The following is a 17,167-nucleotide window of genomic DNA, read 5'->3' as shown; positions in this document are numbered from 1 at the left end:
AACAGACTAATAATCAATCTTATATAACAAAAACAAGAATCACATAAATATTATTGAAATAATGATAATTCAGAATAAAAAGCAGATTTCAACTATTACGTTTAATTTATGATTTATAAAAACATCAAATACGACGAATAAATTCATCGAGATCTTCTTCTCTTTTTAACTGAATTTTCTTTCTTATACGATATCTACTAGTTATAACACTTTGATGACTTACATTTAACAAATCAGCGATTTGGTCAATCCCCATTTTGATTCTAATATATGCACAAACTCTAATTTCAGTTTTGGTAAGATTAGGATACTCTTCAATAAGAATTTCAAAAAAATCAGGGTGTATCTTCTCAAAAACCTTTTTAAACTGTTCCCAATCTTCGTCTTGATTTCTATTCATACGAATAGTATTTTTTAATTCGTTAAAAGAACTCTCCATATTGTCAGACTTTTTCTTAACGATTTCTTCTATTTCATCAACCATTTTATTTTTGGAGAGCAATTGCAGATTAATACCAACTAGTTCTCTGTTCTTCGCATCCATTTCCATTTCAAACTGTTTTGACTTTAGAATCTCTAATTCTCTTTTTGATTGTAACTCAAATTCGAATTGTTGAGACTCGAGCTTTTGTAACTGTGCTTTAGCTTCAATTTCCTTTTTATATTGATTGTTTTGAAGTTTTAATAACTCTTTCTCTGTCTTGACTTTTTCTTCAAGTCTATTGTTCTTCATTCTAGAAATACGTAACGATTTCACTTTATTTCTATACAGTAGCCACATAGAAAGAATTAAAAAAAGAGAAAACAGAATAACAATACTGTAGACCAAAACAATATTTTGATAACGTTGTTTTTCAAAGTCTTGCTCTGCCTTTTGTTCTTTTATTTTTGTATCATGTTGCAACGCACTTATTTTATTGCGAATCCCCTCCCCACTAATACTATCTTTTAGTGTATAATATCTATTCATATAAGGATAAGCTTGAGTAAACTGACCATTCTTTGCATAAATATCTGCAATGTTTTTTAAGACATATAAATCAATTTGTTCAACATATTTACTTTTTGCAAGTTCCAACCCCCTTAAGTAATTATTTAAGGCTTTTTTTAAATTCCTTTCCTCCCTATCTATATTTCCAATATGCAGTAATATATGGCCTTGTGAAACAGAATCTTCAGTTAATAAAGCTAATTCGAAAGCTTTTTCTATATATTTTCTAGATTCTTCATATTTCTTGAGCCCTAAACTTGTGTTTGATAAATCTACCAAACAATTTGTCCAACCAATTGTATCCAACTTCTTTTCAAAGAGTAAACTTGCTAGTTCTAAAGATTCAATAGCTTTATCAAAATCACCTGAAGATTGGTAAGCTTTACTTATGTTAGCATAATGAGCCGCCAAAGCCAAAGAATCGTTACTTCCTTTGAAAAGTTTAAAAGCCTTATGATGATATGCAATACCACTATCAAGTTCTCCTGTAAGGGTATAAAAGCTTCCTAACATATTAAAGACATTTCCAAGCATAGTATCATCAGTTCTAGAATTTTTATAAAATTCTTCTGCCTCTAAAAAATTATTTAAGCTCATTGGATAATTGTGCTTATCTAAATAAAATACCCCCAACTTATATTTGGTCTTTGCTATTAATTTTGGATTCCTAAAATTGTTTGTAAACCTAAATACATTATTAAAATAGATTTCAGTACTATCTTCTTGTTTTCCCCATTGCTTTTGTGAAACAGCTTTATAAAAATACAAATTAGCAATTTGTAGGCTATCCTTAGAACGAATTGCTGCTTTTAAATACATGTTAATTCTATCAAAGGCTTGATTGTCTTTAAATTTAAGCAGTGAATCTAGCTCCTTTTTATATATAAAAGTATCACTCCCGATATCCATTTTTTCTTTTGTAAAACGCTTTAAGTAGCCTTTCTCATAAGCAAAAACAAATAAAAAACATAAAATCAGTAAACTCAGAATAATAGTAGAAACCTTATAGATAGAAGTTGTCTTCATACATTTTATAGAAAGTAAATAGTTAATAAGCAATAGTCTCTTAAAATCATAGAGTTGAACTAAAAACATATTCAGAAACTCTAACCTTCTTTTTATATAGCTTATGCTAATATAAAAAGAATTATGTTTTTATTAACAATTATAAAAATATGAATTAAATGCTATTAAGCTTATCACCATTAAACTAGTTATAAAAATAGTAAAATTGTAATTTTCAAAATCAATGCTTTAAACACAACTCATAAACCTGAAGGAAAAAATGAAATACTTTCTAATTTAAAAACCGCATGTGGAAATATTACTATACTATATACATTAATTTCAAAAGTATTAAGATGAAAGAAATTAATTGTTTGATTTTACTACTTAAAGAGTTTTTCTATTAAACATTAAGTGTAATAAGATGTTAAACAACACTATATAAATTAAAAACATATATAAAAAACGAACATAAAGCAAACATTATCAGTATTTTATATATTAAAACAAAAAATATTATGAAATAAGTTGTTTTATAGTTCAATTAAGTTCTATATTTGCACCACGATAGCGCGGGATAGAGCAGTAGGCAGCTCGTCGGGCTCATAACCCGAAGGTCACAGGTTCGAGTCCTGTTCCCGCTACAAAGTAGGAGATTCTTAAAAAAGAATCTCCTTTTTTTTTTACTTTGTTCTGAGAATAAATCATCTTCTTTTTCGAAAGTACTACTTCAACAATCGAAACCTATTCTAATTTCTTAATCATTATCTTTTATTCTATTGGAAACTATCTGTCACTCTGCAAGAATCATATTACCTAAATACGCGTAAATTTGGATATTTGATCTATTAATTCAACTCTAATTTAAAATACCCAACCTCTCTTCACAATATAGTTCACTACTAAACAGATACTTATACATTAAAATTAAAATACCTTAGAATAAGTTGTTTTATGGTACAATTAAGTTCTATATTTGCACCACGATAGCGCGGGATAGAGCAGTAGGCAGCTCGTCGGGCTCATAACCCGAAGGTCACAGGTTCGAGTCCTGTTCCCGCTACAAAGTAGGAGATTCTTAAAAAAGAATCTCCTTTTTTTTTACCTTTTCCTTAATTACAGACAATACATTTATATCTAAAAAAAGAGTTTCCTTCTCAATTAAGAAAACAAAATCTATCATCCTACTTTAAATCCTATATCACAGATTGTTTAACTTGGTAAAAAAATAAAATAATCAAGATTATAGATTTTTATCGCAATTATCCAACTACTATAATAAATGGCAATTACCTATAAATCAAAGGAAAAGATAATTGAATAACTAAACACCTCATAAACTCTTAATGTAAAAATTTAAAAAGACTATATAATTTGACACGATGCCTTGTTTTATAATCTTTTTGTTTTATATTTGCACCCGCATTGGACAAGCAATGTAGACTATAAATGGCGAGGTAGCTCAGTTGGTTAGAGCGCAGGATTCATAACCCTGAGGTCACGGGTTCAACTCCCGTCTTCGCTACAAAAAAAAGGACATAATTTTATATTATGTCCTTTTTTGTTTTACTACACTTCGATATCCTGATAATATATTTGATTACATTTTTTTTGATCCTTCAAAATGAATCATCCAATAAATACCAAACTTATCTTGTAAAGAAGCAAACCTTTCAGCAAAGAAAGTTTCTCCTAATTTCATTTCTAAAACTCTGGCTTCTTTAGACAAAGCATCGTAATAAGTATTAGCTTCTTCAATAGAATTGACATCCAACATAATGTAGGTACTATTACCTTGGATTAGCTTCCCCCCATACCCTTCAACTACATCAGACCCCATCAACATAGTATTATCCTTCAATCCTATAGAAGTATGAAGAATCTTTTTTTTATTCTCTTCAGAAAGTGAAGGCATATTAGGTTCTATTGGCATATCCCCATATCGATATGTTCCATTAACGGAGGTTTTAAATACATCCGCATAAAATAAAAAAGCTTCTTCACAGTTTCCGTTAAAATTTAAGTACAAATTAATTTTAGCCATAATTATATTATTTTATTGATTAGTTACTCTCAATTCCAATCTTAGCTTCAATTTCGAAAATCTCAACACTAGATTAGGTGGAAACAATAATTCATTCACTAACATTTACATCCATCACACTAATAATCAATACAATGTATACATTTTTCCCAACCTTTACTATTAAAAACTATGGAGAAAAATCATTCATATCTCAAAAGATTAATACATATACACAATAACAAAATAAACTCTTATTTAATATCTAAATTTAATAATCCATTTATCATTAATATTCCTCAAACCAATACTACTAAAAATCAAAATCTCTTACAATTGAAGTTTATTATAATTACTCATCATTAAAAATAACATTATTTAACACTCAAAAAAATATACATCCACTATTAACCTCTTATAACTAAGCATATCGTGTTTTTTAACTAAAATGAAACAAAAATAATACACAGAATATAAAAAAAATCAGATAAACGAACCAAAAAACAACAAACATACGTTTCTTTAACAAAAAATGACAATTAAAAGCAAATTTAAACACTAACTTAGAGCCAAGCTAACAAATTATATTACTAAATTATGAGGAACTTTACATTATTTCTCACTAAACAAGTCATAGTAGTTGCTCTATTTATCACTAATAGTAGTCACGCTATAACAAATTTAGTTGAGCACATTCACAATTACCCCATGTGGCAGCGGCAAACGTATGCACCTGATTTAACACTTCAACCCTATTATACCTTTACTACGGTTGTAAGTACGTCAACTTCTACAGAAAATTTTCAGGTCGCAGGAACTTGTCTTAGAGACATAGCAACAACCAATTATGGACCAATGAACAGCACTGCTAACGCTAATGCAACTAGTCGAACTGCTGTAATTTATCCAGCAACTCAATTAGTTGGTCTGACTGGTCAAGAATTGAAATCTATTAATTTTAAAAGGTTAGGTTCCCTACCCGACCCTAGTGCCGGATCCCCTAACTTCAAACTATACCTTAAAGAAGTTACCGATACAGATTTTGGAACAGGTGCATTAAGTTGGGCTACTGCAATTACAGGAGCTACTTTATTATATGACTCTGATCCGACAAGTTCGATTTCGGGTGGTCTAGGTATGAAAAAAATACTTTTTAATGCTGGCTAAATCAAAAAGCAATAAATTTCAACAGTTATAGAATTTGAATCTAAGGAGAACACTACCTTTTATATACGTGTAGAAGATAAGCGTACAGGATGTCACGAAGTATTTTATTTCGATATAGAAATACAAAATGGTGAATTTCCAACAGCTCGTGAAGATATTTCTATTTGCGCTACTTATACTTTCCCCCCATTGGAAGGGAATCAATTTTATTATTCTGAAGAGGGAGCAAAAGGAAAACAATATAAAGCAGGAGATATCCTGAACGAATCAGGTAACCACACTATTTATGTTTTACAACGCAATGGTGAAGAGGGATGTTACGAAGAAATAAAGTATATAGTTTCTATAACAGAATCAGTAAAAGCGGATGTCTTTGAAGATGAAGTCAGAGATTGTCATTTATACATTCTTGCGCCATTATCACCGAACAATAGATATTTCACTAAATCTGGAGGTCCATCTGGTGGAGGTTTTGAACTACAAGTAGGAACAATACTTCGATTTGAACAAACTGTTTATGTTTATGCGAACTCAGAAGACGAACTGTGTATAGATGAAAGTAGTTTTACTGTTAAGTATGAAGAATGTCCTATTCAAAAAGGAATTTCTCCAAACGGAGATGGAGTTAATGACAAATTTGATCTAAGTAATCATGGTGTTTTAGACCTGAAAATTTATAATCGTTATGGTTCTGAAGTCTATTCATATGGTGTAGGATATACCAACGAATGGATGGGTCAAGATAAAAACGGTAAAGGACTACCTGATGGAACGTACTACTATGTAGTCATTTCTCGAGGAGCAACTAGAACCGGTTGGGTACAAATTAATAGATAAATATAGTTAGGAAGTTATGGGGTGATAGAATGACAAAGTCTTCTAGATCCCAATAACGATAACATAAAAAGTCCTATTCAATGAATAGGACTTTGTGTTTTATGGAACCTGTAAAAATGACAACCAATTCTTAGATACTAGATTACAAGACAACTGGGAAAATGCACAACTGGGAAATTACATGAATTTGCAATAAAGCAGAGTTCGTTTGCTTTTTTATGTAAAGAGAGAGCTAATTCAATCATATTTGAATCTGAAACCGTAACAATTGGATTTAATATAACTTTCACTATTCGACCACTCCCATCATCATTAACCTCTAAAAAAGCTTCCGCATCATCCTTATAATTAGCTATTGATATCCCATTTTGAGAACAACAATACAAATAAGACATCATGTGACAAGAGGCTAAACTACTTAATATTAGATCTTCAGGATTATATAAAGACGCATCCCCCTTAAAAGCCTTAGCCGCAGAAATATTTATATCTGGTTTCCCATCTATAGAAATAGAATGATTTTTAACGAAACGCTTGTTAGATATACCTTCAATTTCCCTTTCGGAAGACCATCTCAAAGCAACTTTAAAAAGATGTTTTAAAATCATTTTTATTCAAAAATAAGCATTATTATGTTTGTACAGAGTAGCTAATAAAATTAAAAAACAAACACCTTTATTTCCAAACCTTAAAAATCAAATTATTTTTTCTCCTTTTTTCTCCTTCCCCACCAAACTAAAAAACCAGTAACTGGTAAAGAAGCACAAATAATACTAATAATAAAAGCTAATATTTTAGTCCATATTCCAAAAATAGCTCCAACATGAATATCATAGTTCGCGCTAACCATTTTTTCTCCTAAATCTTTATCTTCATGATCATGTTTATGCAATAACTCCCCTGAATTCTCATCAAAAATTAAGCTACTGCTTTTGTGATAAGAGTAAGAAAGATGCTTTACATAAATTTCAAAATTTGGATGTTCGTGGTCATCTAAATGTTCATATCCTAAATCTAAACTATAAGTATACGCATTTGGATAAAGTTCTTCAATAGTTTTTGATACTTTATCTAAAGTGCCCATATCTCTTAGCTCTACAGGTGCTTCGGTTTTATAATTTGAAAAATCGGGATATGTCGTTTCCCCACCTGAAAACACAAAATAAACTATCATTTGGATGAATGTGAAAGCATAAAACAATCCAGTTATAGCAATAACAATTACAATAAATGACGCATAAAAACCGAGGATACTATGTAAGTCATAATTTTTTCGTCTCCATTTAGTACTATTCTTCCAACGGAACCAAAAGCGTTGCTTTCTCGCAGATTTATTCTTAGGCCACCAAAGGACAATTCCTGTAATAAGCATCACGAAAAATATCAAAGTCGGTATTCCAACAACATAAGTTCCCCAATCTGCCTTCAATAAAAAACTCCAGTGAATGAATTTAACGATATTAAAAAAGCTGTTTTTCTCATCATAAACAGCTAGAACTTCTCCAGTAAAAGGATTTACATATGCTGTTTTATAAATTACTAGTTCTTGAAAATAATTCCAAACTTCTGGACTGGGATCACTCTCGTAATAATTAAAGCGGTAAGACATTTTTTTATCCAGTGGAACATCAACCCAATGTATTGGATATTTCTCTTGTACTTGATTTTGCACAAGTTTCTCCATTTCACGAATAGGTAAAACAGACTTATTTCCTATATTTTCTTCCTTATGATAGATAACTTCTCTGCGAATAAGTCTCTCAACTTCATCCTTAAAAACATAAATAGCTCCGGTTATAGAAATTACAAAAACCAATAATCCAACAGATAAACCCAACCACAAATGCAGTTTGGCTGACCATTTTTTAAACAAACTCTGTTTTTTTCTTTTTTTATCCGTCATGTCAATAGTAAAATATACATATTAAAAGCATACACTTTTATTAAAATTTATAAGTCAGTGACAGTCTCCAGTTTCTAGGTGCTTCTGCTTGATAATAATATCCTCCTTTATAAGATCCGTCAGGTTGTAAGAAACTATACCCGCTCCCACTATATAAATATTTATCAAACACATTAAACACATTCAGATTCACTCTAATATTTGAATTTTCCCAAGACAATCCTGCATCAAATTTTACATAATCATCCATTTCTAATGGAGATCCAGCACTCCCCCAATCCCACGTACTTCTATCTCCCAAATAAGACCCACCAAAACTCAAACCTAATCCTGCTAAATCTCCATCAGTAACCATATAATTCAACCAGCCATTAATAGTATGCTTCGCATAACCGGGAATGCGATCCCCAACAACATACTCAGGTGTATTTGACTTTGTTACTTTATTTTCAGTAAAGGCATAATTAAGTATAGCGTTAAACCCATTTGCTATTTCACCTTTCAGCTCAAATTCAACACCTTGAACTCTAGTAGCCCCCAGAACCACAGAAAACTGTTCATTGATTGTGTTAGTTGGATCTGCTGTAATCCCATTTTTCTTTTCAATATTATAAAGAGATAAAGTGGTATTCCATTTCCCTCCATACCAATCTCGTTTCAATCCAACTTCCATATTGTTCCCCGTCAGTGGTTTAACTTCTCCTCCGTTTCTAAAAAAACCAGCCTGTGGAACAAAAGCTTGATCAAACAAAGCATATATAGACGTATTGTTATCAATCGAATAACTTAAACCAATTCGAGGTGTAATTTTCTCAGCTTTCTCTTCTGTACCTCCATAAGCAGATTGACGCACGTTTGTATATCGAGCAGCTAAAGTCAATCTCAATGCATCTTCAAAAAAACCTAATTCGTCTTGTATATACAAACCAGTATAAACCTGTTCAATAGTACCATATGGTGTCGCTCTTTCTTTTAAAGGAGTACTACCATCAAACACTGGATAACCGTTATTTGGTTTTCCATATATCTCATTGTTATTAAGATCATACCAATAACTATAATCTGGAATTACATTATCCGTCGGATTAAAATTACCCTGAGCATTAAATTTATCAATTGCTCCACTTTGACTCCAATCTGCTAAATAAGTTTTAGAACCTAAATCAAGTCCAGTAAGTATAGTATGAGAAACTCCTTCCGTACGAAAAACTCCATTCAAAAATATCTGCCCAAACTTCATCACATTACTAGCTTCCCAAAAATTCAAATTCCTAATCATCTTTCCATCTGGTGTAAACATACTCGGCCATAAATCACTTCCCAAAGTATACTCATTCAAATAAGTAAGTTGACTCGTTAACTTCCAATCATCATTAAACTGATGTTGGAGATTTATGTTTATAGTGTGATTGTCTATTTGAGTCGGTGCAATTCCAGGATCGGTAAGTGTATAATCAATCGGTTTTGTTGCATAACCACCAAAACTAAAAACATAAGCAGAACCTACTTCTGACATTCTTGCTTTCTGATATATATATTCAGTTGTTAAGGTTGTTTTCTCTGTCAGTAAAAATCTTAAAGACGGATTAATAATATACCTATCGTTGAACTCATATTTTCTAAAACTATTTTTATTTTGAGCCATAAGATTTAGACGAAAAGCTACTTTATCTGTAATTTTAGAATCTAAATCAATCTCTCCACGAAACATATCAAAACTTCCCAAAGTAAGACGAGCATGTCCATTTGTGGAATTTCCCGTAGGTTTTTTTGTAACTATATTATAAATACCACTTGGTTCACCATTAGACATGAGAAAGCCAGAAGGTCCTTTAATAAATTCAATATGATCAACATAACTCATATCTTCACTCAAAGGCCCCCAATTAGAAGTAACATTTACTCCATTAAAAAAAGCGGCAGCTCTAGAACCTCTCATATTTACCCTTGTGTACATATCTCCCCAGTGTTCAAGTCTTTGAGCTCCCGCAACATTTCTTAACACACCATCACTCAGAGTAGTTACTTGTTGATCTTCTAATGCTCGACTCGTAATAACCGAAATATTTTGAGGGATTTTAATTAGTTCTTCATTAAGCCTCAAAGAAGAAGATCCTTCCCTTTCAACATACTTTTTATAGTATTTAGCGTTAATAATAAATTCATCAAATTTATATGCTTGTATGGAATCTTTTTCCTGTGCATTAGCAACACAAGCACACAATATTGAAATCAAAGTAATTGTTATTTTCATGTGATAAAATTTTCACAAATGTATTATTTTTAATTATTCTAAATTAAAACAAGTGAGTAAATTTTAAAAAATAAATAAAATACAAGATGTATTATAATCACAAAATCACCCACTTTGATAATAATAAGACATCATAAAACGTCAAAATAAAAATTAATACAACAAAACAGAAAAATTAATTATACTGAAAAACTAAAACATTGTTATTTTAACTTTATACTTAAACTACAAAAACAAAACTTATCAATAAAAATTAAGCTTTTTAACAACTACCTTTAATCGATAATTTCATAAAAATAATTTCAAGATTAAAAAAACCACCTCAAATTTAGAGATGGTTTTTAGATGTTTAAAAAATATATTCTATTTAAAAAATCAAGACATAATCATTTATCTATTGATTTGAACCCATCCACTTCTCGTATTCTCTCCACCATTGTCTCCCGTAATAACAACATAGAAATAAGTTCCATCTGGTAATTTATTTCCTTGTTTATCCTGTCCTACCCATTCATTTGTATATCCAGATACATATGAGTAAACCTCAGTTCCAAAACGATTGAATATTTTCAAGCTTCTCACTCTGTGTGCAGTAAGATCTAAAGCATCATTAATACCGTCTCCATTAGGAGAAATACCTTTAGGAATCGGACATTCTTGGTAAGAAATTGTAAAGCTACTTTCATCAATACAAACACCGTCCTCTGAAACAGCATAGACATAAATCTTTTGCGTTTCCAATACAAAACTTCCCTCTATTAACGGTTCCCCCTCTCCATTAGGTTTTAAATAATATCTACTATTTTTAGGTAAAGGTTGCAATTGATACAACTCACAGCTGAGCTCTCTATCTTTAAATCTACGTGCATCTACTGCTTCAGTAATTGTTACATAGTAAGAAATTTCCTCATAACATCCTTTTTCATCATTTCTTTGTAAGATGTAAATCTGATGCTCACCTTGCCCCTCTAAGATACTGCCTTGTCTATATTGTACCCCTTCGCCCTTTGAACTAGAATAATATGATTGATTGTCCTCTAAATCAGGAAATGTATAACTTTCACAAACTACCACATCCTCACGTTGAATTGGAACCTCACCATTAACTATAACAATAGGCAATTCAAATACCTCCATACAACCAGTTATTTTATCTTCAACACGTACATATATAACAGTATCTCCTTTAGACTGATCGAAATAATATAGCGTATTTATAGGATTGCTTTCTAAATCAGCTAATTCTTTCTCGTTATAATAACTAACATCATAATTATTTCCATCAACATCAGAAAACATATTAGACTCACTTTCAGTAAGTTCGATAATTATCTCACTTAATGATTTTTCACATACTTCGATTTTTAAAGGTTTATGGACAACCGTAGAAATCTTAGGAAAAATCTCTACTTTAATCTCGCCAATAACATCACAATTAATAGCATCATAATGGGCTATAACTTTATAATTCCCAGTTTCACTCACTTCTAAATCTGGTTGATTTTCTCCAACGATCTCTATCTCATCTTGATACCATTTAATTGTAACATCATCATCTCCAAGCCCAGTTTTTATAATTCTAGCTTCCCCACCACATAAAGCAGTTCCATTCTCTACTAACAAATCTGCCCCCAAATCCAAATTCCCTAAATCAAAACTACCTGCATTAAAGAAAACTGCAGATGAATGATTAACATTCGGACAAAAATCTATTACAGCAAGTTTGATATGATATTTTCTCCCTGGAACTACTTTAACCAACTCTGAACTCATTGGTTTAGTTAAACCTGCAAAATCTACTCCTGCATCAATAGCGGTTTCATTATCGTAATACTTATCAAACCATTTTGAATGTATACTCTCACAAAATATCGCTCCAGATTTTTGAACATCCCTTATAGTATTAATTGCAATTGGAATATTTGTCTCAGGAACTTTAGCAAGATTTTCTCCCTGACCGGTTGTAGTATCCACAAGCCATGCAGCAAACAATGCTCCTGTACTACAAACTTCTCCACATTCCTCATGATAGCTATTCGAGGCAAACAAATAGTCGAATTTTATCTCTTCTTTAATAGGTATGAAATCGAATTCTATCTGAGTAACTCTTTTGTCAGAATATGGACCACCTCCAGAATCATCAATAGCATTATTAATATCTATATCACCTGCCCATCTCTGATCATTATTTCCTCTCCATGCACCTGGACCTTTATAGGGTCCTTCTATATATTGAGCTTCATTAGTTGATAAAACAATCCCCTCTTCAAAAGGAAAATCAGAATTTTTCTTATTAAAGTACCCCAACGTATTATAACTCATAGCTTTAACTCCTCCGTCACCATTTTGATATCTTATGTTAGAAACTAAATCACAATTTGATTTTATCAATACCTCACTCACTAATTCTTCTACCGTATAAGTACCTCCACTTGGGGTAACCTCTGTTGGAGAATATTCAGAAGTAGTAATACAAATATTGAATACATAATCAAGATTAGGTTCAGCGACACCAAAACGCAGATAATACTTTTTACCAGGAGTAAGATCACTTAAAACGGTTCTAACTGATCCTTTAGAGAATTCATAACAAGCTAATGCACTAGATGTTATAGAACTACAAGGAACATCGTACAAAGCAGCAGACATAAAAATCGGAGTAATACCTGAAACACTTGCAAAATCTTTTAAACTCAACAAATGTGCTTCGGATAATGCTGTAAACTCAAACCAGACATCATTTTCAAAACTAGAGGGTTTACATGATGGTACAATAGTCGTGGATTTTGTAGAGCCAAAAATAGAACCTATAACCGTTTTCTCACATTCCACTCCCGTATTAACGGGAATGGTAATAGCACCATTACAATCATCATTAGGTCCTATTTCAATTGCAACGTCAACAGATGTAGACCAATCACTGTTTGACTTTCCATCTGTACATTTTGCTCTAACAAAAATAGTATAAGCGCCACCTTGTGAAAGTCCATTAACAGTAGTTTTTGGAGACCCTGTAACGGTAAATGATTGCAAAGGAATAGCTGTTGAATCCTCTCCATATTTCACGACAATGACTTCCCAACTTGTTATGCCTCCATCTTGTTCCCATTCTAAATCAATACTACTAGTTGTTTGATTACTTTTAACGATATGATATGGTTCTGGACAGTTCTCTACCTTTTTCAATGTAATTTTATCAATATTAATTTCTGATATACCTATAAAATTCATATGCCATGCAAGATTAATAATACCAGCAGTCCCTTTAAAAAACACTACTTCTTCTTTCCATGTATCATTTGTATAGTATTTTTCTTTTACGATTTCTTTGATGAATTTATCTATTGAAGTCCCATCTTTAGATAATAACACTTCAAAACCACCACCATCCCATGCATTTGTTTTATAATGATATTTCAAAACGTAATCACTATTATCCATTACAATACTAGGAGATATTAACCAATCGTCATTTTCTACTACCCCACCATAAATATCAATTCCCACAATAACCATAGATTGATCCCCTTCATAATAAAAGCCTTTATTAAGTGCCCATTTATTTATCCCCCAATCTGCATAAAAGTCATTATTATTGTCAATAATAGACCAACAATCTAAAGTTTTAGAATCTGTATTGAAATTCTCCATGAAAGGAATAGAATATATATCGCATTCAGTATGGAAATAGAAAGGTCCTGTCCAGATACTATAAGTACCATTACCACAATCAGTACGGACATAGAATTCGTATTCCGAATTAGGTTCAAGAGTTTTTCCTAATTGATCCTTTGTTATAATATTATCTTTAGTTTTAGTTTTTGTCCCATTACTAGGTGGAAGTGGAGAACCTTTTGTTTGCACATAATATTCCCACTCATCAGCATTAAAATCATCTGTCCAATTAACTGTAACTTCTTTTGCTTTAACTTCTTTAACATCTATATTTAAAGGTTCTGGACATCCTGTAACTTCCTGAATAAAAACATTATCCAAATAAATATTCTTAGCCCCTTCTCCTTTTACGTGCCAAGCTAAATTAACTTCACCATCTAGGTTTTTAATGAAAATTATATTCTCCTGAAATATATCTATTTGATAAGTTTGATTTTTAATGATTTCTATATTAAAATTTTCTGGTTTTATTCCAGTATTTGAAGCCAACAATTCAAAATCACTATTAGCATTTTTAGTAGTTGTTTTAAAGTGATACTTAAGCCTGTATAGTTTGTTTTTTTCAAGTTCAATGGTTGGACTAATTAACCAATCATCAGACTCTGTTTTTGTAGAGACATATTGCATCCCAAAATTCCCTTCATATTTATCGGTATTTGATCTTTTCCAAATATCTTCTCCAATAGGATCAGAGGCATCCATATTGTTATCCAATATCGTCCAACATTTAAATGATTTAGAACTAGTATTAAATCCTTCCCAAAAAGCAGTAGAATAAACACTACATGGGATCCTAAATTTGTAGGGACCAACCCATACACTAAATTCTCCATTATCGCACTTAGTTCTTACGTAGAATTCATATTCCACATTAGATTCCAACGGTTTTCCAAGATAATCATTACTAATAATATTTTTCTTAACTACAGTAGGAACTCCCTTAGTTGTTGGAGTTACTCCACCTGATTTTTGCACATAATACTCCCAATCTTTACCGAATTCATCAGACCAAAAGATAGTTGTATTATTTAGATATTCTACCCCTAAATTTACAGGCTCAGGACAGCCAACAATCTCTTCCAAGAAAACATTATCTATAAATAATTTAGTAACATAATTGTTAGTAAAATTATGCCATGCAATCTTTGCATTTCCATTGAACCCTTTGATAACTATAACTTCCTCTTGCCAATCATTAGAAACACCTTTTTCTTTTTTAATCAAAACCTTTTTGAAATTACTTAAATCAGTTCCATTATCAGATAAAAGCACTTCAAAATCACTATAATTTAATTCTGACTTATAATGGTATTTCAATCTATAAAATTTATTAGCTTCTAAAGTAAAACTCGGAGATATCAACCAGTCGTCATGTTTTGTACTTGAATTACTTCCAACAAAACTCATACACCTAGTACCTTCAAAGTTTTTAAAATTAACTAAACCAAATAGATTAGAACTAAGTCCCTCAAATGAATCTTTATTATTGTCTACTATAGTCCAACAATTTACAGAAGTAGAATCAAAATTAAACCCTTCCCAAAAAGGGATATTAAAAGAAACACAATCCGTCTTGAAAGAAATAGGTCCAATCCATAAACTAGATTCACCACCTCCACAATTACCTCTAATAAAAAAATCATACCATGAATCAGGTAAAAGGATAGGTGAACCTGTTTCAGACGTTTTTGTTACAGTAACCTCTTTATTGCTTGTAACTGTTCCACTTTTAGACGGTGGTAAACTAGACCCAGAGGGTCTAACAAAATACTCCCATTTTTCACTATTTGCATCAGTCCATTTTAAAGTTGCCCTATCTATTCCTATTTGACTAATTTCTATTTCATCTTCAGGTGATGCACATGGAACCTTTTCTAAGGTTACAAGGTCTATATAAATATCAGATTTCCCTTCACCATTAGCATGCCAAGCTATGTTTACATAAGAGTTTATTCCTTGAATGAAAAGAACTTTCTTTTTATAGAGATTGCCATTTTTTTTAGACTTAGGCTCTAATACAGTTGTAAAATCAACGGGGTCGTTGCCATTTTGAGAAAGAAGTACCTCAAACTCATTATCATTATATATGGACGTTTTATAGTAATAAGTTAGTGCATAAACACCTCCATCCAAACTAAACGTTGGAGAAATTAACCAATCATCATTGGTCTTATTAGGAAATGGACTTTTAAAAGAACTAACCCCATCACCTTCGTGAAAATTAGTATTTGAAAAACTCCAAATATTATTTTTTATTTCAAACTCATCTCTATTATTATCAATTAATCTCCAACAATTTAAAGATGTAGAATCGCTATTAAACCCCTCTTTAAAAGGAATAGATTGAGCATTACAAGAAATACTAAATAAAAATGGACCTATCCACTCCCCATTAACAGTAGATGAACACTTCGCTCTCACAAAAAATTCATACGCTTCACCAGACTTTAAATTATTACCATTAACATCTTGCGTTACTTTGACTTGATTTTTTGTGGTAACAATGCCAGTTGTTGAAAAGGAACTAGATCCAACAGGTTGAACTTGATATTCCCAAGAAGAATTCATAGAATCTTCCCAAAATAAGGTAGCACTATTAGTTGAAATATCTTTGGTATTCAAATTTACAGGTTCCATACAAGGAATTTCATTAATAAATACCTCATCCAAATAAATTTCAGTTTCTCCTTTTGTTGAGTTGTGCCAAGCTAGGTTAACATTACCACCATAATTAGAAATGTAAACTATTTCTTGTTGCCAGTTATCATGGTTAACAATTTTTCGAGGGACTAAAACTTTATTAAATTCAACAATATCGATACCTGAATTAGATGCTGACAACTCCATTTCATTCTTGTTAAAACTATCTGTCTTATAAGAATATCCTAATTTATATACTTTTTTAGCATCCAAATTCAATGTCGGAGAAATTAGCCAATCATCATTATTCGATATTCCTGAGAACTGCATTGTTTGATCACCTTCTTTAGGTGCAAGAGTAGTTACATACCATTTTCTCAAATCTTTATTCTCATTTTTAATTGTCCAGCAATCCAATGTTGAAGAACCAATATTAAATCCTTCGAAAAAGGGTGTTACTTGTATTGGACAATCAGATGCAAAAGAAGTATTAAGTTGAGAAAGGAAAAATAATCGAGGGTCGTAGGATTTCTGAATCCGAGTTTTGTGATTTGCTGTATTGGCTTGTTCAAACTTGTTAGCTAAAATATGATTAGTCATCAAAAAAAGCAGCACAATTAGTGTAATCTCAGAAAACAGATGTTTATTTTTCATTATTATCTATATTTATTA

The 17,167-nt window shown here is 31.3% G+C and carries 8 protein-coding genes and 3 tRNA genes; 5 read left to right on the top strand and 6 right to left on the bottom strand.

Features of this window, described 5'->3' with window-relative positions:
* Window positions 1-124: 124 nt before the first annotated feature.
* Window positions 125-2,017, bottom strand: coding sequence for a tetratricopeptide repeat protein (locus BM024_RS01075; protein ID WP_177190136.1), 1,893 nt, complete (start codon window positions 2,015-2,017; stop codon window positions 125-127).
* Between the two features lie 550 nt (window positions 2,018-2,567).
* Here BM024_RS01075 and BM024_RS01070 point away from each other — a divergent pair.
* From BM024_RS01070 to BM024_RS01060, 3 genes are all read left to right on the top strand, one after another.
* Window positions 2,568-2,640 (top strand) — tRNA-Met (locus tag BM024_RS01070).
* 346 nt (window positions 2,641-2,986) lie between these two features.
* Window positions 2,987-3,059 (top strand) — tRNA-Met (locus tag BM024_RS01065).
* A 388-nt stretch (window positions 3,060-3,447) separates the two neighbouring features.
* Window positions 3,448-3,521 (top strand) — tRNA-Met (locus BM024_RS01060).
* A 75-nt stretch (window positions 3,522-3,596) separates the two neighbouring features.
* On the opposite strand, the gene BM024_RS01055 is transcribed toward BM024_RS01060, so the two are convergent.
* Window positions 3,597-4,040, bottom strand: a complete 444-nt coding sequence (locus BM024_RS01055) for a VOC family protein (protein WP_090677601.1) — start codon at window positions 4,038-4,040, stop codon at window positions 3,597-3,599.
* 576 nt (window positions 4,041-4,616) lie between these two features.
* Between BM024_RS01055 and BM024_RS01050 the strand changes: the two genes are divergently transcribed.
* The gene (locus BM024_RS01050; RefSeq protein ID WP_143077696.1) at window positions 4,617-5,186 is read left to right on the top strand and encodes a hypothetical protein; all 570 of its coding nucleotides are present in this window, start codon (window positions 4,617-4,619) and stop codon (window positions 5,184-5,186) included.
* A gap of 189 nt (window positions 5,187-5,375) precedes the next feature.
* Entirely contained in the window at window positions 5,376-6,023 is a 648-nt protein-coding gene (locus tag BM024_RS01045; protein ID WP_245753840.1) for a T9SS type B sorting domain-containing protein, read from the top strand.
* 137 nt (window positions 6,024-6,160) lie between these two features.
* Here BM024_RS01045 and BM024_RS01040 read toward each other — a convergent pair whose 3' ends face one another.
* The 4 genes from BM024_RS01040 to BM024_RS01025 form a co-directional block, all read right to left on the bottom strand.
* A complete protein-coding gene (locus BM024_RS01040) occupies window positions 6,161-6,631 on the bottom strand; it encodes an OsmC family protein (protein WP_177190135.1) in 471 nt (156 codons plus the stop codon).
* Window positions 6,632-6,723: 92 nt separating this feature from the next.
* Window positions 6,724-7,926, bottom strand: a complete 1,203-nt coding sequence (locus BM024_RS01035; protein WP_090677598.1) for a PepSY-associated TM helix domain-containing protein — start codon at window positions 7,924-7,926, stop codon at window positions 6,724-6,726.
* Window positions 7,927-7,966: 40 nt separating this feature from the next.
* On the bottom strand, window positions 7,967-10,180 hold the full coding sequence (locus BM024_RS01030; RefSeq protein ID WP_090677597.1) for a TonB-dependent siderophore receptor: 2,214 nt from the start codon (window positions 10,178-10,180) through the stop codon (window positions 7,967-7,969).
* A gap of 390 nt (window positions 10,181-10,570) precedes the next feature.
* Window positions 10,571-17,149: a choice-of-anchor J domain-containing protein gene (locus BM024_RS01025; protein WP_090677596.1), complete on the bottom strand. Its 6,579-nt coding sequence runs from the start codon at window positions 17,147-17,149 to the stop codon at window positions 10,571-10,573.
* Between the last annotated feature and the right edge of the window lie 18 nt (window positions 17,150-17,167).

Source organism: Myroides guanonis, assembly GCF_900114085.1.
In the GTDB taxonomy this organism is placed as follows: domain Bacteria; phylum Bacteroidota; class Bacteroidia; order Flavobacteriales; family Flavobacteriaceae; genus Flavobacterium; species Flavobacterium guanonis.
Note: the sequence above shows the minus strand (reverse complement) of the source record. Positions and strands in the feature narration are given on the sequence as shown.